At 68.8% G+C, this 16,293-nt stretch carries 17 protein-coding genes; 7 read left to right on the top strand and 10 right to left on the bottom strand.

Annotation, left to right across the window (positions count from 1 at the left end):
* Window positions 1–56: 56 nt before the first annotated feature.
* The 7 genes from B9H04_RS10515 to B9H04_RS10490 form a co-directional block, all read right to left on the bottom strand.
* Entirely contained in the window at window positions 57–1,334 is a 1,278-nt protein-coding gene (locus B9H04_RS10515; RefSeq protein WP_085682684.1) for a DUF6498-containing protein, read from the bottom strand.
* An 80-nt stretch (window positions 1,335–1,414) separates the two neighbouring features.
* A complete protein-coding gene (locus B9H04_RS10510) occupies window positions 1,415–1,627 on the bottom strand; it encodes a hypothetical protein (protein WP_049930351.1) in 213 nt (70 codons plus the stop codon).
* The gene (locus B9H04_RS10505; protein ID WP_049930349.1) at window positions 1,624–2,679 is read right to left on the bottom strand and encodes a GNAT family N-acetyltransferase; all 1,056 of its coding nucleotides are present in this window, start codon (window positions 2,677–2,679) and stop codon (window positions 1,624–1,626) included. The genes B9H04_RS10510 and B9H04_RS10505 overlap by 4 nt, the downstream gene beginning before the upstream one ends.
* Window positions 2,676–3,995 (bottom strand): Glu-tRNA(Gln) amidotransferase subunit GatD, encoded by a 1,320-nt coding sequence (gene gatD / locus B9H04_RS10500; protein ID WP_085682683.1) that lies wholly within the window; start codon window positions 3,993–3,995, stop codon window positions 2,676–2,678. Before gatD ends, B9H04_RS10505 begins: the two co-directional genes overlap by 4 nt.
* A gap of 131 nt (window positions 3,996–4,126) precedes the next feature.
* Window positions 4,127–4,402 carry a PadR family transcriptional regulator gene (locus B9H04_RS10495; protein WP_004597247.1) on the bottom strand — a complete coding sequence of 92 codons (276 nt, stop codon included), beginning with the start codon at window positions 4,400–4,402 and terminating at the stop codon, window positions 4,127–4,129.
* Between the two features lie 510 nt (window positions 4,403–4,912).
* A complete protein-coding gene (locus B9H04_RS18695) occupies window positions 4,913–5,059 on the bottom strand; it encodes a hypothetical protein (RefSeq protein ID WP_167373080.1) in 147 nt (48 codons plus the stop codon).
* A 117-nt stretch (window positions 5,060–5,176) separates the two neighbouring features.
* On the bottom strand, window positions 5,177–5,401 hold the full coding sequence (locus B9H04_RS10490) for a hypothetical protein (protein WP_049930346.1): 225 nt from the start codon (window positions 5,399–5,401) through the stop codon (window positions 5,177–5,179).
* A 313-nt stretch (window positions 5,402–5,714) separates the two neighbouring features.
* Between B9H04_RS10490 and priS the strand changes: the two genes are divergently transcribed.
* The 3 genes from priS to B9H04_RS10475 all read left to right on the top strand — a co-directional run bounded on the left by priS (window position 5,715) and on the right by B9H04_RS10475 (window position 9,375).
* Entirely contained in the window at window positions 5,715–6,878 is a 1,164-nt protein-coding gene (gene priS, locus B9H04_RS10485) for a DNA primase small subunit PriS (protein ID WP_049930344.1), read from the top strand.
* A 10-nt stretch (window positions 6,879–6,888) separates the two neighbouring features.
* Window positions 6,889–8,019 (top strand): hypothetical protein, encoded by a 1,131-nt coding sequence (locus B9H04_RS10480; protein WP_049930342.1) that lies wholly within the window; start codon window positions 6,889–6,891, stop codon window positions 8,017–8,019.
* 105 nt (window positions 8,020–8,124) lie between these two features.
* Entirely contained in the window at window positions 8,125–9,375 is a 1,251-nt protein-coding gene (locus B9H04_RS10475) for an MBL fold metallo-hydrolase (protein ID WP_085682682.1), read from the top strand.
* A 6-nt stretch (window positions 9,376–9,381) separates the two neighbouring features.
* On the opposite strand, the gene B9H04_RS10470 is transcribed toward B9H04_RS10475, so the two are convergent.
* On the bottom strand, window positions 9,382–10,242 hold the full coding sequence (locus B9H04_RS10470) for a hypothetical protein (RefSeq protein ID WP_049930339.1): 861 nt from the start codon (window positions 10,240–10,242) through the stop codon (window positions 9,382–9,384).
* Window positions 10,239–10,823: a DUF7344 domain-containing protein gene (locus B9H04_RS10465; RefSeq protein WP_049930337.1), complete on the bottom strand. Its 585-nt coding sequence runs from the start codon at window positions 10,821–10,823 to the stop codon at window positions 10,239–10,241. Before B9H04_RS10465 ends, B9H04_RS10470 begins: the two co-directional genes overlap by 4 nt.
* A 449-nt stretch (window positions 10,824–11,272) precedes the next feature.
* On the opposite strand from B9H04_RS10465, the gene B9H04_RS10460 reads away from it, so the two are divergent.
* From B9H04_RS10460 to B9H04_RS10450, 3 genes are all read left to right on the top strand, one after another.
* Entirely contained in the window at window positions 11,273–12,067 is a 795-nt protein-coding gene (locus B9H04_RS10460) for a hypothetical protein (protein WP_137692055.1), read from the top strand.
* Window positions 12,068–12,369: 302 nt separating this feature from the next.
* A complete protein-coding gene (locus tag B9H04_RS10455; RefSeq protein WP_049930333.1) occupies window positions 12,370–12,912 on the top strand; it encodes a hypothetical protein in 543 nt (180 codons plus the stop codon).
* A gap of 172 nt (window positions 12,913–13,084) precedes the next feature.
* Window positions 13,085–14,662 (top strand): hypothetical protein, encoded by a 1,578-nt coding sequence (locus B9H04_RS10450; protein ID WP_049930332.1) that lies wholly within the window; start codon window positions 13,085–13,087, stop codon window positions 14,660–14,662.
* 64 nt (window positions 14,663–14,726) lie between these two features.
* Here the strand turns inward: B9H04_RS10450 and B9H04_RS10445 are convergent, their stop codons facing one another.
* Window positions 14,727–14,984, bottom strand: a complete 258-nt coding sequence (locus tag B9H04_RS10445; RefSeq protein ID WP_049930330.1) for a hypothetical protein — start codon at window positions 14,982–14,984, stop codon at window positions 14,727–14,729.
* A gap of 117 nt (window positions 14,985–15,101) precedes the next feature.
* Between B9H04_RS10445 and B9H04_RS10440 the strand changes: the two genes are divergently transcribed.
* Window positions 15,102–15,965: an inositol monophosphatase family protein gene (locus B9H04_RS10440; RefSeq protein WP_049930328.1), complete on the top strand. Its 864-nt coding sequence runs from the start codon at window positions 15,102–15,104 to the stop codon at window positions 15,963–15,965.
* Window positions 15,966–16,293: the final 328 nt, after the last annotated feature.

Here is a 16,293-nt window from a genome sequence, read left to right as displayed (position 1 = left end):
ACGGGCGAGACGGGACCAATTAGGCGTTCGGGTTCGCGTATCGATATCGATAGCCGTCAGCCGTCCGGCCGGTCCGGCCGCCGATCGAACACGTCGAGGACAGGCTCCGGGTCGTCGAGGCCCGGGATCCGGTACTCGTCGTCGCGCAGTTCGATCACGACGGTCTCGGTCCCGAGCCGCCGGTCGAGCCGCCGGCGCTCCACCCGCAGATCCGTCTCGTCCCACGGCTCGACGCGCCACATCGTCGCGCCGGACAGGCGGTCGCGCGCGACGAGCGCGCCGTCGCCGGCGCGGTACTCGACGAGCCCGTGCCGGAGTTCGTGGTCGAGCGCGGCGAGCGCGAGCGGGACCGCGAGCGCGGCCGCGAGGAGGAGGGCGACGGTCCCCCAGTCGCCGCCGAACGCGAACAGGAGGCCGAGGAGCGCGAGGCCCCCGCCGACGTACCAGAGCCCCGGGTGGCCGAGCGGCGTCGTCAGCGCCCCGGCGAGACGAGCGCGGCGGGGCTGGCGGACCGTCTCGGTCGGCTCCGCGAGCGATCCGTCGACCGGCTCGGCCGCGGGCGGGTCGTAGGAGAGCCCCAGATCGAGCGACGACGACTCGTCGAACGCGGCCAGTCGGTCGCCGTACAGGCTCGCGAGGTCGAAAGCGAACTTCACCGCGACGATGCCGAGCAGGAGGGGAATCCCGATCGCGTCCGGATCGATCGCAGAGATCGGCGTGTCCTCCTCCAGCGTTCCCGCGCCGACGATCGTGACGGTGAACAGCGCGCCGAAGAAGATCGCCGCGCCCTGAGCGAACACGCCTTGGATCGCGGTCTGCGCGCTGTGATCCCGGTGCTCGCCGCGACCGAAGTACTCGACGAGCGTCGTGACCCCCTCGCCGATGAAGAGGGCGAGCGTCGCGAGCGCGACCGTGTCGACCACGGTCGAGACGGTCCCCTCCTCGACGACGACGCCGACCGTGAGCGTGCCGACGACCAGCCAGACGACCGCGAGGATCGGCGCGGCGACGGGGAGGACGAGCAGCGACGAGAGCCGGACCTGAACGCCGGTCCGCGGGATCGACAGGGCGACCCGTCGCTGTGCGAGCGGGCCGCTGAGCAGCCCGTCGCGTTCTATCTCGGACGGGCGTCCGGCGAACAGCGCGCGGACGAGCGCCCACCCGGAGGCGATCCCGAGTTCGAACCAGTACAGCGTCATCAGCGCGGCCGCGTTCCAGCCGAGCGAGACCACGCCGACGAGCGGGAGCAGGTTCGCGAGCGCGACCGAGAGGACTCGGGGACGACGGCCGCGGGCCAGCGCGCGCAACCCGTCGGGCGGGCGAGAGGAGGGCATCCGTCGGTCGTTCCGGGTCGGCGTACATAAGCGGCCGGGGGTTCGGCGGGGGGCTCGGACCGGTGCCGCGCGCGACCGATTCAGCGCGCCGGACCGGCGTCGCGGTGGAGATAGAGGTACGCCAGCACCGGAACGATCGTGAAGAGGAGCGTCGAGGCGGCCCAAACGACCGCGTAGCGGCTCCCGCGCGCCCTCGCGTCGCGGTAGATCCACACCGCGGCGGCGACGACGACGCCGTAGATCACGAGCGTGAGTGGCAGCGACCACGGGAGAGCGAGACCGAAGAGCGTCATCCGTCTCCACCGGTGAGGTCGGCGCACATGACGAAGTCCGGCTCCGCCGCGACCGGCACGCGGTTCGCGCCGGTGTCGCTGACGTGCTCGACCGTCTCGGGGATCAGCACGCGAGCGCGGTCGGCGTCCGCCGCCGCGGCGTCGGCGGCGATCGCGTCGTACAGCGCGCCCGCCGCGTCGACGTCGCGCCACGCGGCGACGCCGTAGACCGCGGTCCGCGTGGGCTCGCCGTCGACCTCGCGCTCCGTCACGCGGGTCCGGACCGCGAAGCCGGCGAGCGCGTCGGCGTCGGCGACCGCGAGCAGTCGGTCCTCGGCGGCCGCTGTCGCGAGCTCGTCGCGGGTGAGCCGGGAGCAGGCCCACGACTCGTCCGGGTCGAGCGCGAGGCCGCGCAGGCGGTCGCGGGCGGCGCTGTCGCTCCAGAACGCCCACGCCGCGTTCGGGTCGGGGTCGGGGAGACGGTCGAGACCGGCGGCGTCGCGGTCGATTGCGTCCGGGTCGGGCGCCGGCTCCGCGAACCGGAACTCCGTCGCGGGGTCGAAGCCGACCGCGCGCGACTGGCCGAGTCCCATGACGTTCCACGAGAACACCATGTTGCGGCAGACGGTCGCGCCGCGTCCGCGCGCCCAGTCGAGCACCGCCTCCGAGAGGGCGGTCCCGACGCCGTGGCCGCGTGCGGCGGGGTCGACGCGGATCCCCTGTCCCCACGCCTCCCACTCGCTGAGGAGCGCGCCCTGGATACAGCCGACGACCGCCTCGGGGTCGCCCGCGTCGGCGGCGCCGTCGCCGTCGCCCGTGACGTGCGTGTCGCCCGCGTCTCTGCCGTCGAGGTCGCCCACGTCGGCGGCGTCCGGGGGGAGCGTCGCCACGAAGGTGCCGCGGTCCGGGTCGTCGGACGCGGCCCACTCCGGGAACACGCGAGGGATGTAGTCCTCGTGGCGCTCGCCCCACGTGTCGCGGGTGAACGCCGCGACCGCGTCGGCGTCGGCGGGGCGCGCCTCGCGGACGACGACGGTCGGCGCTGCGTCGGCCTCGTCGGCTGCCTCGCTCATCGCCAGGGCCGCGACTCCTCTGTCAGCTCGCCCGCGAGGTCACGCGTCATCGCGTCGGCGGGGTCCGCGCGGTTCGCGAGCGCCCACATCAGCTTCACCTTCGCGGTTCCGGGGAGGGTGTCGCCCGCCTCGACGACGCCGGCGTCCAGCAGGTCGCGGCCGGTGTCGTACACGCGGTCGCAGACCCGACCTTCAAGGCACTGGCTCGTCATCGCGACGACAGTCCCGCCCTCGACCAGCTCCTCGATCCGCGGGATGAGGTCGGTGTGGACGTGGCCGAGCCCGGTGCCCTCGATCACGACGCCGTCCTTGTCGTCGAGGTACGCCCACGCGGCCGGGTCCATTCCGGGCGTGAACTTCACCAGCTCCACGTCGCCGTCGAGGTAGGGCTCAAGCGCGATCGCGTCGCCGTCGGCCGCGTCGCTCCCGTCGGTTCCGCCCCGCGGGCGCGGCTCGCGGTTCCACTCGATCGCAGCGTCGGCCGCGTCACCGTCGGCGCCCGCCTCCGCGGCGCGCTCGTAGTCGATCAGCCCGAGGGGCGCGGCGCCGACCGTCTCGAAGGCGTCCCGGCGCGAGGTGTGATTCTTGCGGACGCGCGTGCCGCGGTGGAGCGCGCAGGCGTCGTCGGAGGGGTCGGCGTGCATACAGACGAGGGTCTCGCTATGCTCGGCCTTCGCGGCCTCGACGGCGCACACCGCGTTCATCACGTTGTCCGACGAGGGCCGGTCCGCGGAGCGCTGGCTCCCCGTGAACACGACCGGGACGGGCGAGTCGAGCATAAAGGATAGCGCGGACGCGGAGTACTGCATCGTGTCGGTGCCGTGCATCACGACGACGCCGTCGGCGCCGGCCTCGATCTCCTCGGCGACCGCGTCGGCGAGGTCGCGCCAGATGGACGGCTCCATGTTCTCCGAGAGGATGTTCGCGACGACGCGCCCGCGGTAGTTCGCGCGCCCGGCGAGTTCTGGGACGGCGCGGAGGACGTCCTCGGCGTCGAACTGCGCGGTGACGGCGCCGGTCCGGTAGTCGACGGTGGAGGCGATCGTCCCGCCGGTGGAGATGAGCGAGACGGTGGGGAGGTCCTCGTCGAAGGTGATCTCGGAGGTGGCGTCGGCTTCGTCGTCGGTCTCGGCCGCAGGGTCGACCTCGCGGGCGGCGGAGTCCAGCACCTCGACATCGGCCGCCTCGCGGTCGATGCCGACGTTGTAGCCGCCGTCCAGCTTGACGACGAGGTGGTCGCGCGTCGTGGAGGGGAGCAGTACGCCCTCGTTGGTGACGCCCCCGCGCTCGACGCGGACGCGATCTCCCGGTTGCATACGCTCCGCTTCCGCCGGGGCGGACTTGAATCCAACCGTTCGAGGCGGCGCGACGGGAGCGTCGCAAAAACGGCGACGAAGAAGAGAGGCCGACGGCTATCGACCGAGTGCGGGAGCGGCGGGCGGCCGGGTCAGTGCTCGATGTACTCGGCTTCCCAGTCGGTCCGGGCCTCGATCTCGCGGCGGCCGCGGCGGGTCAGCGTGTAGTAGTTGGTGCGGCGGTCGCGCTGGCCCTTCTCGACGAGCCCCTTCTCGACGAGCGTGTCGAGGTTCGGGTAGAGGCGGCCGTGGTGGATCTCCTTTTCGTAGTACTCTTCGAGTTCCTCCTTGATGGCCAGCCCGTGCGGCTCGTCGAGCCCCGCGATCACGTAGAGCAGGTCTCGCTGAAAACCTGTGAGGTCATACATACGACTGCTTAGACATATTATCCGAAAATAAATAAATATACCGTTACATCTGTCCTCATACGACCAGCCGGCGGCACCTACGCCTCCGTAACCGACGGGTTCGTTCTGTCAACTCCGTAACTGTCATCCGAAATAGAGCGGGTATTCGGCGATGGGAAGTCGTTACGGTTACCTGATACGTGCCCGGAACCCGCGGCTCACAGGAACGACTGGCTGTCGGAGTAGGGCGCCGATCGGAGAGAAACCGAGCGGCTCCGATCGGGCGCGACGAGACGGAGGCGAGGCGCTATCGGATCAGGGCGTGCGAGGCGCTATCGGATCAGGGCGTGCGAGGCGCTATCGAAGCAGGATATGCCGGACGCTGTCGGATTAGCGCTCGAAGAAGGCACGCCCGACGCGGAAAAAAGCCGCGTCGAGCCTGCCGATTGGTCCCCGCTGACGCTTCGGCCCTCCAGACGAAGCGTCACCTGACGATAGCAGGTAGAGCGTAATAAACGTGTTGTACGCCGCTCACATGTGTTCTTCTTCTAACACCCAGCCGAGCGCGCGCTTGTAGTGCGCGAACAGCTCCTCGACGCCGCGGTGGTTCATCTCTTCGTCGTCCAACTGCTCGCGCAGGAACTCGTACTGCTCTCTGATCTCCTCTTCCGAACGCATACCACTCGGTACGGAGCGGTCCCGGATAGTGTTGTGGCCGGAAGGGTGTCGAGCGGTTGACGGGGCGCCGTCGCCGAGACTCTCGCGACTGACTGAGGGCTCACCGGATCCGGAGGGTCATCGATACCACCAGACGACCACGCCGACCACGAGGAGTGCGCCGACGGCGGTCAGTACCCCGCCGAACCGCGGTGACCACCCGACCGTCGCCACGCCGAGAAGCGTCGCCACGCCGAGCATCGCCGTCAGGAGACCGGTCACCAGAAATATCGCGCCCAACACGACATCGGGGACCAGCTTTGCGACCTCGTCGATGAGCAGGTCGAGTGTCTCGTCGAGCATGGGGACCGGCCGTGTTCGGCCGACGACGGTGCCGGACTAAATGCTGTCGACGGTCAGTGACGAGGAGAGGGCCTGAGGCCAAATCACGGCCGCCTGGTTACACATATGGATCGTAGTTCGACAGAGGACACCGCAAATTCCCAGCCGCGGGGCCGCGCCCGTACCGCGCAGCGCCCCACGCCTCCCCAGCCTCGCGGCTCGCGCTCTTCGAGCGCTCGTCGCCACGCGCCGCCGCGTCTTTTCGATGAGTACTGTCGCGGACACCGGCGAACGGTAACGTTGATACGTCGACCGCGGATATGAGAGGAGACGAATGGACGACCGGACTCGCGAGTACCTCCGGGGGCGGTTCGGCGACTACTACCGGTCGGTGTCGCTGTCGCTCCCCCCCGACGCGAACCTCCGCGAGTGGGGGCACATCCCGTGGACCCCCGGGTCGGGGACGACGATGGTCCGTCACCAGTCGCTGTACGACCTCGGCGACGTGGACACCTTCTTCGCCGACAACGCGCCCCGGCACGCCTACTTCTCGGCCGCGCGCTACGACGACCCCGGAGCGACGACGATGGGGCAGAAGGGGTGGCGGAACGCCGACCTCGTCTTCGACCTGGACGCCGACCACCTCCCCGGCGTCGACCCCGAGACCACCTCCTACCCGGAGATGCTGGCGGCGTGTAAGGACGCGCTCGTGCGGCTGCTGGACTTCATCGACGACGATTTCGCGTTCGAAGACGTGACGGTCGTCTTCTCCGGTGGGCGGGGCTACCACGTCCACGTCCGGGACGAGAGCGTGCGGGAGTTGGACAGCGAGGCGCGCCGCGAGATCGTCGACTACGTGCGCGCCATCGACCTCGACAGCGACGGACTGATCCGGACGGTCTCCGAGCGGGGGACAACGAAGCGCGTCCTCCGCACCGAGGGCGGGTGGGGCGCGCGCGTTCACGACGCGCTGGTCGAGTACGCCGACGACCTCCGCGAGATGGGCGACGAGGCCGCGCGCGAGCGCCTCATGGAACTCGACGGGATCGGCGAGGGGCGCGCGGAGACGATCCTCGGCGCGTTTGACCGGAACCCGACCGCCGTGCGCGAGGGCAACGTGGAGGCCGGCGGGCCGGGCGTCCGCCGGCTCGTCTCCGCGCTCGCCGCGCGCGTCGCCGCGACCGACGCCGCGCCGATCGACGAGCCGGTGACGACCGATACCCGGCGGCTCATCCGGCTCCCGGGGACGCTCCACGGCGGCTCCGCGCTCGTCGTCACGCCGCTCGACCGCGACGAGCTCGCCGACTTCGACCCGCTCCGGGACGCGGTCCCGGACCGGTTCGTCGGCCGCGAGATCCGGATCGAGACGGACGCGGATCGGACGGTAGAATTAAACGGCGAGCGCGTCAGAGTTGAATCCGGTAGAAACACCGTGCCCGAGTTCGCGGGAGCCTTCCTGATGGCCCGCGGCGAGGCGCGGAAAGCTCCCGAACGATGACCGACGACAAATGAACCTCGACGAACTCCGATCCGCGCAGGCGAAGGAGCGCCGGAAGGACAGCCTCCAGCACCTGCGGGACTCGTTTTACGACGACGTGGGCGCGTACGTCGCGGACCTGCGCGCCGCGCGCGACCGCCGCGCCGAGCAGGTCGAGAACCCGTTCTCCGACGACGATGTCCGACGGCTCTCCGACGAGGTGGAGACCGCGGAGGAGGTCGCCGAGGCGCTCTACGAGCGCCGGGTCGGGAAGGTCGTCAAGCTCGCCTCCTTCGCCGCGGCCGACATGTCCGTCGACGAGGAGGGAATGACGGCCGAGGAGCGGCGGCTGTTCGACGACCTCGTCGAGCGCATCAGCGCGAACAAGTCAGCGGTGCTCGACGTGCTCGCGGGCGAGTCGCCGGTCCCGGACGAGTCCGCGACCGCGGACGGCGACGACCGGCCGCTCGGGACCGAGGAGGGGTCCTCGGCCCCCGAAGCGAGGACGCCGGACCCGAGTCGGGCAGGCACCGACTCACCCGACGGTGGCCCCGAGCCGTCGGACGCGGACGCGGCTCCCGCCGACCCGGAACCCGAGCCGTCGGACGCCGCTACGGCGTCGGGCGACGCCGGTGCCCTCGCCGGCGCGATGGGCGGCGACGGGGGAGACTCCTCCGCCGACGCCGAGCCGGAGCCGAACGAGGACCGCCCGGCGCCCGACCCCGAGTCCGCGTCCGACGGCGGCGAGGGTCCGACGCCGGTGCCCCCCGAACCGGCGCCTCCGGGAGCGGTCGGGGCCGACGACGCGGCCGACGCCGACGACACGATCGGCGACAGCGCGATCGGCGACAGCGGCACGGTCCCGGGCGATCGCCCCGCGGGAGACACGGACGAGGGGGCCGACCCCGGCGCGACGACGGACGGGGGAGCGATCCCCGAGTCGCCGGCAGGGGGCGGATCGGACGCGGCTGCGGAGCCGGGTGCCGGTTCGGAGCCTGACCGGCCCACCGAGCGAGCCACGGTGCGGATCACCCGCGACGTGGGAGCGATCTTCGGCGTCGACGAGCGGGAGTACGAGCTCGCGAGCGAGGACGTGGTCTCACTGCCCGTCGAGAACGTCGACCCGCTCGTCCAGCGCGACGCCGCCGAGCGGATCGACTGACCGCGGTCGGCGAGGTCGGTCGCCCGAGTGAGTGACTCACTGCGGTCGACAGCGCCGCTCGACCGACCGACGGACACTAACGCCAGCGGCCGCTACGGTCCCTCGATGGAGATCGAGTTCCTCGGCGGCGCCCGCGAGGTGGGGCGGAGCGCCCTCCTCGTCGACGACGCGCTGCTCGTGGACTACGGACTGATGACCGCGGAGCCGCCGCAGTACCCGGTTCGCGATCCCGAGCCCGACGCGGTCGTCGTCTCGCACGGACACCTCGACCACGTCGGCGCGGTCCCCGCGCTGCTGAAGGGCGACCGCCGCCCGCCGATCCACTGGACGCCGCCGACCGGGGAGCTCGCGCGGACGCTCGCCGAGGACACGCTGAAGCTCCACGGGAACAGCCCGCTGTGCCCGTTTGGGGCCGAGCACGTCGCGCGGTTGGGCGAAGTGGAGGTGCGACACGGCTACGGCGACCCCTTCCCGGTCGCGGGCGGGATCGACGGCGGCGGCTACGAGGTGACGCTGTTCTCGGCCGGGCACATTCCGGGCTCGGCGCACGTCCTCGTCGACGACGGAGACACTCGGCTGCTGTACACCGGCGACTTCCACACCGACGACCAGCGGCTGGTCGCGGGGACGACGGCGCGCCCCGACGCCGACGCGGTGATCTGTGAGTCCACCTACGCGGACGTGACGCACGAGGACCGCGCCGCGGTGGAGTCGGCGTGGGCCGAGCGCGTCGAGCGGACCCTCTGGGAGGGCGGCACCGTCGTCGCGCCCGCGTTCGCCATCGGCCGGACGCAGGAGATGCTCCTCGGCGCGGGCGCGAACGACCTCGCGCCGTACGTGGACGGGATGGGCGTCGGGGTGACGGAAACGCTCCGGCGGTACCCGTCGTTCCTCCGTGACGCCGACGCGTTCGGGGGGGCGGTCGGGCAGGCGCGCGTCGTCACGGGCCGCGACGGCCAGCGGAAGCGGGTCGCCGCCGAGAGCGCGCTGATCGTCACCACCTCCGGGATGCTCGCGGGCGGCCCGGTCCAGACGTACCTCCCGGAGATCAGGACGAGCCCGACGAACCTCGTGACGCTCACGGGGTACCAGGTGGAGGGGACGCCCGGCCGCGAGCTACAGGAGCGCGGGCGGTTGGAGCTGAACGGGCAGGTCAGGCCCGTGAGCGCGCGGGTGTCGTCGTACGACTTCTCCGCGCACGCCGACCGCGAGGGGCTGGAGTCGTTCCTCGACGCGTACCGGGACGCGCGCGTGCTGGTGAACCACGGCGACCGCTGCGAGGCGTTCGCCGCGGACCTGCGCGCGGACGGGGTCGACGCGAGCGCGCCCGAGGTCGGCGAGCGAATCGAGCTGTGAACGGGGTCACTCGTCCTCGACGACGGACGTGTTCCGGACGGTTTCGGCGTCGAGCGGAACCCCCGTTCGTCTGACGCCGGGGCCCTCTCTCGGAGCGACGTGGTTCGCTCCGTTCCACCCCGGGTGGAAGTACGCGACCCCCTGCTCGGGGAACGCGACGCCGACGATCCGCTCGTTCGACGCGTTAGTCGATAGCTGCGGCCGCACTGGACTCGACGGATTCAGGCTCGCGACAGTTTCGGACCGGAGACTCCCCTCGGAACCGTTCGCACCCGGGACGGAGTCGGTGAGCCAAACGGTCGCCTCGACGGTCGCGCGTTCCCCGCCCGCCTCGACGAAGGCGTTCCCGACGCCCGCGTACCGGACGCCGGTCACCATCGGGCTCGTCGGGACGCATGTGACGGTGTGGACGCGGCTGAGCGAGACGCTCACCCCGCCGCCGTTCCCGTCGACCTCGAAGACGAGCGGGACTTGCTCCCGCACCGGGCAGCGCAGGGTGACGTCGACCGCGGCGGCGGCGCCCTCGTCGAGCGACGAGGGGGAGTCGACTGACTCGATCGTCGCACGTGGCGATCCGGACGGCGCGATCGATACGTCGACGTCGATGTCGTCGAGACCGCTCCCGAACCGGTTGCGGTACTCGACGACTGCCGTCAGCTCTCCGTCGCGGACTTCGTCGGCGAGCGGCGCGGAGCCGAGGTACGCGCGCTCGTCGTCGGTGACGTTGACCGCGAGCCCGCGGTTGGCCTCCATCGCGGTGAACCCGGCGGTGCCGAATATCAGCCCGGTCGCCGCCGCGAACGCGAGCGCGATGCTCAGCGCGCGGAGCGGCCGTACGCGGGTCGACGGCGACGTAGCGACGTTCATTCTCGGCGGCGGAGTTCGGGGGGTTTCTCGGTGTTCCCCAAGCGCGTCCTGCGGCCGATGACGTGGTGGGCCACCGAGGAGATCCCGAAGACGGTGGCAGTGAACACCCCCACGTCGAGCGCCTCCAGCCCGGCGAATCCCGGTGTCCCCGTGACGACGGCGAGGAGGAGCGAGGCGGCGAGGGCCGCGAGCCCGACGTAGTAGAGGCTCCACGGGATCTCCCTGCTTCGGAGGACTTCGACGTAGATGTCGAGGCTCTCCAGCTCGGGTGTCGGCTCGACGAGGTTGGCCTCGTCGTCGACCGTCACCACGTTCACCTCCTCTAACTTCGGCAGGTGCGTGCGCTGAAGGGTGCTGTACACGTTTCGGCGGTCCTCGTACTTGACGTCCGTCGGGTCGATATCGTGTTCCCACGCGGTGACGTGCGTGGAGAGTTCGGAGACCTCGATCGGGCCTTCCGCCCGCTTGAGCGCGTGAATGACGAAGCGGCGTCGTCTGTTCGACAGGACTTCGAAGACCTCGTCTTCGGACAGTTCACCTCCGTTCTGACCCGTCTCGCGTGTCGGAGTTGTAGAGAGCATCGGTGTGAGCACCCTAATTAGGCGCCGGTCGGCCCCTCCCGCGAACCGGCGATATTCACTTGTATGTGTGATTGTATCTATCATAAACAGGTTGGATAATTAACTTGTTAATTTAAGAAAGGTGATGAGAAAACGTTCGGCTCGTCGGTTCCTCGAGAGACGGTTGAACCGCGGAGCGGAGTCCTCGCGTGTATTCAGGTAGTGTTCGAGACGCGGCGAGCGCTTCAGGTGCCAGCTTCAGCGTCTCCACGTCGGATTCAAGGTCAGCTCGATACGGGCCGCGAAGAGCGGTCGATCCGTATCGAGGCGCTCATGTCGCGTCATCGAGCCCAGCGCGTGATCGTGTCGAGAATTTCATAACGAAGTACCATGCCCCGTATGGGTTATCCGAGCGCTCCCGGCCCGGACGGCCGGGCTGCGAGGGTGCGTGAACACAGGTGAGATACGACATGGAACGGCGCAAGTTCGTGATCGGACTCGGATCGCTCGCTGCCGGCGGGGCAGCCGCAACAGGGACTGGGGCATTTACCGCAGCAACGGTGCCGCGTACTGCGGACATCGGGGTTCAGAACGACAGTAACGCCTACCTCCAGCTTAATGCCGGTGGCGCCCGTGGTGTCGGAGATAGGGTTGGCAAATCAGGCGGCGAGCTGTACATTGATTTTGATGAGGATGCGAGCGGATCTGGTGTTAACGATGACTCACGGTACCAACTCGGCGCGATGAACGATGGCGCGACTGGAGATGGTATCGACTTTGAGAGTCTCTTCGACTCAAACACCACCCCGGCTGCTGAGGGTGAAGGCGAGCCGCTCGCTACCGCTAACGTGTCTCCTCCTGTGGATCAGTCGGCTTTCGTCCTCAGTAATCAGAGCGGACAAACGCTCGATATTGAGATCGGACTGAATACTTCCAGCTCGAATACTAACGCGACAGTGTACCTACAGGGGAAGGCGACCGCTATCAGCGGAAGCGGCGCCGATAGCCAGCTTGATGGTGCGACCGCGACGAACACTTCGGAACTTGACCTAAACGACGAGGACGATAGCCCTGAAAAAGACGAGGCAACTGAGGCTCTGAGTTTCAACAACGGAAATCCGCAAGACGAGGCAATCCCTCCGGGCGAGTCGGTCTACGTCTCAATCCAAGTGGACACGACTGGTGGCGAGACGGGTGCTGGTACCTTGCTAGCTGAGGAACTCGTCATCAGCGCCAACGAGGCGGCAGATCCCGGCGTGGAATAATTACACGCTCAAGTAGCCTTCGACAGCACGCGGCTACGCTGTTGACGGCTCCACTTTTCACTTCGATACGCTGCCACCCACAAAGTCTGAAAACGGTGGGACAACTCCGATTCACGGCAAAGCGAGAGTCAGTTGCGCGGCAAGGAGTTACGATAATGAGTGGAGGACGTACGGAAGATTCTATCACAACTTGGATAGCCGTCTGAAACACTAATGAAACGAATAAAACTTCTCCTCGGACTGAGTGCGACTGTCACGGGCGGCAGCGCAACGCTCGGAACTGGAGCATTTACCCCTGCTCAATGAACCGAGACGCAAACATCTCAGTCGTCAGCGACTCGCAAAGCCTCGTCGCTCTGATTCCGAACAATGAGGCTGCCGGCGTTACTAAAGCTGACAACGGCCAGTTATCGATCTCCATCGCCGATCCGGGAGTTAATGTCAACTCTATCTACCAGTTCGGTTACCTCACTGAGACGTATCCCAAGGTGACGCCGGATTGGTCCACGTTGGAAACGACGAGCAATCCGGTCGGTGCCAGTACCGACGACTTCGAATCGCCTTTCCTGATATCAAACCAGACGGATAGCACGATGAGTATCACCTTCACCTTAGATCTGACCAGCAACAGCTCGGATGCCGGTCACACGAGATTCCTGTTCGAAATCCATGATTCGAGCGAGAAACTGTCCGGAGTTCGGTATCCAGACCAGACCGCAGCACCGTCACTAGAACTCGATCCTGGCGACGCGTTAGGTGTTTCATTTGTCGTCAACTCTTATAGTGGCGACGTCGGGGACTTCTTCACCGCGTCGCTGACGGTCGAGCCCGGTGCCGTCTCCTAACCGAATTTTAATTTTCGGCTGACGATGAGACGCGTTCCGTCGTGATCTGATCCTCTTGTCGAGTATACATATGTTGATTGATAAGTATATATAGTTTATAATACGAGGCCACTGCTCGATGCCTAATTGAGGACCGATTACTTTGGTACCTCGAGATAGATCATTATATTTAATGTCGTCCCGAGCATCGACCTCTTTCCTCGCGCTCGCTGCCGTTGCGGTCACCGTCCTCCTCGCGGTCTCCACCGGCGCTGTCGTCTTGTATCAACCCATCGATCCCATCACCGACGACGTCGCTCTCCAGCCCGGCGACAACCCCTACGCATACCTCGACGAAGGCGGCGAACTCGCGATCGACATCACCGAGGACAACCCCCGAATCGAACACGATGGGGTCAACGTCGGCGCGTTCGCCGCCCAAGAGGCGCTCTTCTATATCACCTACGACGGGAACGCGACCGCCGAGGCGTGGATCGAACACAAGGGCACGGGCGTCACCTTCGTCGTCGACGGCGAGCCGGTCGAGAGCCCCGAGCGGGCCGCGCGGCTCACGCCCGAGAACGACGCCGTCCCGGTAGGCGTCCGGATCGACACCCGCGTCGCCGGGGTCGTCCCGGGCGACCGACTCATCGACGAGATATCGGTCCACGCTAGAGCCGCGGAGCCGGAGGAACCGCCCTACGGAGAGAACCCGAGCGGCGACGGCGGCGAGGCCGACGACCCGAGCCTCACCACCGACCCGATCGTCTCGGTCGCTCGCGCGTCCCCGAGCGTCCGAGAGGTGACGCTCCGGTCGGTCGTCGGCGGGGACGAGACCGCGGTCGACCTGCGGGGGCTCCGCGTCGGCGACCCCGCGATCCGGCTCGACCGGCTGACGTTCGTCCGGGAGTCGCCCGGCGACGTCGAGTTCGCGGTGCGGGGACTGAGCGACCGGCCTGCGGAGGCGCCGCCGCCACCGCCTGGCGTCGACCCCCTCGGGTACTACGCGGTCGAGTTCGCGGAGCCCGGCCAGCCGGTCGCGGAGGCGACCGCCGAGATCGTCGTGGACCGCGACCGGCTCGCCGCGGCCGGGGTCGCCCCCGAGCGGGTCGCCGCCTACCGCGAGACCGAGACGGGCTGGGAGCGCGCCGAGATGCGCGTCGTCGACGAGGGGAGCGAGACGGTCAGGCTGCGGGCCGCCACCGAGGAGTTCTCCGCGTTCGCGGTCGCGGCCGAGCGCCCGGCGCTGGCCCCGACCGAGACGAACCTCTCCGACGAGGAGGTCGCGCCTGGCGAGCCCCTGACGGTCGCGGTCGACATCGAGAACCGCGGGCCGGCCCCCGCAAGGGACGAGACGATCCGGGTCGAGACTGCCGACGCCGAGGCGGTCGCGGGCGACGAAGCGGTCGCGGTCGATATCGGCCCGGGCGCGACGGCGACCGAGTCGGTGACGGTTCGGTTCAGTGAGCCGGGGGAGTACGACCTCGTTCTCGCGGGCGAGGCGGTCAGGACGAGAGCGACTGGGGACGGTCCGATCCTCGGATCCGTCACGGTGACGGATCAAGCGGAGGGCTCGGGCGACGATGGAACCGAGTTTGACGCCGGAGACAGAGTAGGGAACGGCGACGATGGAGCACCGGGATCGGCGGACGACGGCGGCGGGTCGAGTCCGGAGCTGTCCGAGTTCGATCTCAGCGACCTCGCGGGGCTCGCGGCGCTCGTCGGGATCGTCCTCGCGACGCTATTCCTAGTTCGGCGCGCGCCGCGGTGATCGCCGTGGGTAGCGGTCGAGACAAGAGACGCGAGAGAAGAGCCGGACCGCGAGGCTAACGTTCCTACTCCCCGCCGTCGGTGTACGCCCAGTCGTCGAGGACGCGCTCGGCGGCCGCGTTCGCCTCCGCCGGGGAGGGGCAAGAGCCGTCGACGACCTCTTCGGAGAGTTCGCCCGCGAGGTCGTACACCGCGGCCCCGTCGGCGCGCTCGGCGACGCGCTCGAAGGTGGGCCGGTAGCCGGCGGCGGCGCGCTGACCGATCTCGTCGAGCGAGGCGTCGATGGTGTACTCGAGCTGACGGACCGCTTCCTCGGGTTTCATATCCAATTGTCCGACTCCGACCTACTTAAATGTACTCGGATTCGGAACTGAGTTAATTTCGACTCGCGCCCCGCGTCGAACCGACGTTTATACTCCGCGGCGGCGTCGACTGGGCGCATGACCGACGCAGACGAGCGCGGCGCCGATTCGGGCGGGCGCGAGGAGGTCCCCGCTCCCGCGGCCCGCACGGACGACGTCGACGAACGCGCCGCGGTCGCGAAGCGTGCCGCGGAGGCGGGCGCCGCGGTGGCGAACGAGGGCTTCCGGAGCGACATCGCGGTGGAGACGAAAGGCGAGGACGACGTGGTGACCGAGGCGGACCGCGCCGCCCAGCGCGCCGTCATCGAGTCGATCCGCGAGTCGTACCCCGACGACGCGGTCGTCGGCGAGGAAGAGGACGAGCGCAAGACGGTCCCCGAGTCGGGCCCCGCGTGGGTGATCGACCCCATCGACGGAACCCACAACTACGTCCGCGACATCCGCGTGTGGGCCACCGCGGTCGCCGCCGTCGTCGACGGCGAGCCGGTGGCGGCGGCGATCGTCGCGCCCGCGCTCGGCGACACCTACATCGCCGACGCCGAGGGCGCGTACCGCAACGGCGAACCGATCGCGGTGAGCGGCGTGACCGAGACCCGGCACGCGACCGTCGACCCGACGATCTGGTGGGAATACGACGCCCGCGACGAGTACGCCCGCGCCTGCGAGGCGATTGTCACCCGCTTCGGCGATATGCGCCGGCTCGGCGCGGCGCAGGTGGTCCTGCCCACCGTCGCCGCCGGCGGGCTGGAGGGGACGATCACGAACGTCGCGGCGAACCCGTGGGACACGGTGGCAGGCGTCTTCGCGATCCGGCAGGCCGGCGGGCGCGTGACGGACTTGGACGGGAACCGCTGGCGGCACGACTCGACCGGGCTGGTCGCCTCGAACGGCGCACTCCACGACGAGGTGCTCGCGGCCGCGAACGAGATCGAATCAGACTGATAAGCGGAGTCCGTAGTCGTTGCTGGTCAGTGCCGAGTCGTTAGGTGATAAATCGAGGTCGCCGATCGGTGGATAGCCGCCGTATCCGTTCAGATATAACTGGCTGATAGCGGATCGACGGCGAACACCGCCGAAGCCACAGTCGCTTGTTTATAAATGACTGGTGGCGGATCGACGGCGAACACCGCCGAAGCCCCAGTCGCGAGGACGACGCACGCTCGTTGCGCTCCTCGCTCGTTCGCTCCGCTCACTCGCTGCGGTGCTTACGTCGCCTGCGTCGTCCTCGCGCCGTCCCCTATACACATCTCCGAGCCCACGAGACTCGACG

The sequence above is a fragment of the Halorubrum ezzemoulense DSM 17463 genome (assembly GCF_002114285.1).
Classification (GTDB): Archaea; Halobacteriota; Halobacteria; order Halobacteriales; family Haloferacaceae; genus Halorubrum; species Halorubrum ezzemoulense.
Note: the sequence above shows the minus strand (reverse complement) of the source record. Positions and strands in the feature narration are given on the sequence as shown.

Coding starts and splice junctions, on each gene's coding strand:
- B9H04_RS10515 (WP_085682684.1), bottom strand. CDS start 1,334: ATGCCCTCCTCTCGCCCGCCCGACGGGTTGCGCGCGCTGGCCCGCGGC.
- B9H04_RS10510 (WP_049930351.1), bottom strand. CDS start 1,627: ATGACGCTCTTCGGTCTCGCTCTCCCGTGGTCGCTGCCACTCACGCTC.
- B9H04_RS10505 (WP_049930349.1), bottom strand. CDS start 2,679: ATGAGCGAGGCAGCCGACGAGGCCGACGCAGCGCCGACCGTCGTCGTC.
- gatD (WP_085682683.1), bottom strand. CDS start 3,995: ATGCAACCGGGAGATCGCGTCCGCGTCGAGCGCGGGGGCGTCACCAAC.
- B9H04_RS10495 (WP_004597247.1), bottom strand. CDS start 4,402: ATGTATGACCTCACAGGTTTTCAGCGAGACCTGCTCTACGTGATCGCG.
- B9H04_RS18695 (WP_167373080.1), bottom strand. CDS start 5,059: ATGCGTTCGGAAGAGGAGATCAGAGAGCAGTACGAGTTCCTGCGCGAG.
- B9H04_RS10490 (WP_049930346.1), bottom strand. CDS start 5,401: ATGCTCGACGAGACACTCGACCTGCTCATCGACGAGGTCGCAAAGCTG.
- priS (WP_049930344.1), top strand. CDS start 5,715: ATGGACGACCGGACTCGCGAGTACCTCCGGGGGCGGTTCGGCGACTAC.
- B9H04_RS10480 (WP_049930342.1), top strand. CDS start 6,889: ATGAACCTCGACGAACTCCGATCCGCGCAGGCGAAGGAGCGCCGGAAG.
- B9H04_RS10475 (WP_085682682.1), top strand. CDS start 8,125: ATGGAGATCGAGTTCCTCGGCGGCGCCCGCGAGGTGGGGCGGAGCGCC.
- B9H04_RS10470 (WP_049930339.1), bottom strand. CDS start 10,242: ATGAACGTCGCTACGTCGCCGTCGACCCGCGTACGGCCGCTCCGCGCG.
- B9H04_RS10465 (WP_049930337.1), bottom strand. CDS start 10,823: ATGCTCTCTACAACTCCGACACGCGAGACGGGTCAGAACGGAGGTGAA.
- B9H04_RS10460 (WP_137692055.1), top strand. CDS start 11,273: ATGGAACGGCGCAAGTTCGTGATCGGACTCGGATCGCTCGCTGCCGGC.
- B9H04_RS10455 (WP_049930333.1), top strand. CDS start 12,370: ATGAACCGAGACGCAAACATCTCAGTCGTCAGCGACTCGCAAAGCCTC.
- B9H04_RS10450 (WP_049930332.1), top strand. CDS start 13,085: ATGTCGTCCCGAGCATCGACCTCTTTCCTCGCGCTCGCTGCCGTTGCG.
- B9H04_RS10445 (WP_049930330.1), bottom strand. CDS start 14,984: ATGAAACCCGAGGAAGCGGTCCGTCAGCTCGAGTACACCATCGACGCC.
- B9H04_RS10440 (WP_049930328.1), top strand. CDS start 15,102: ATGACCGACGCAGACGAGCGCGGCGCCGATTCGGGCGGGCGCGAGGAG.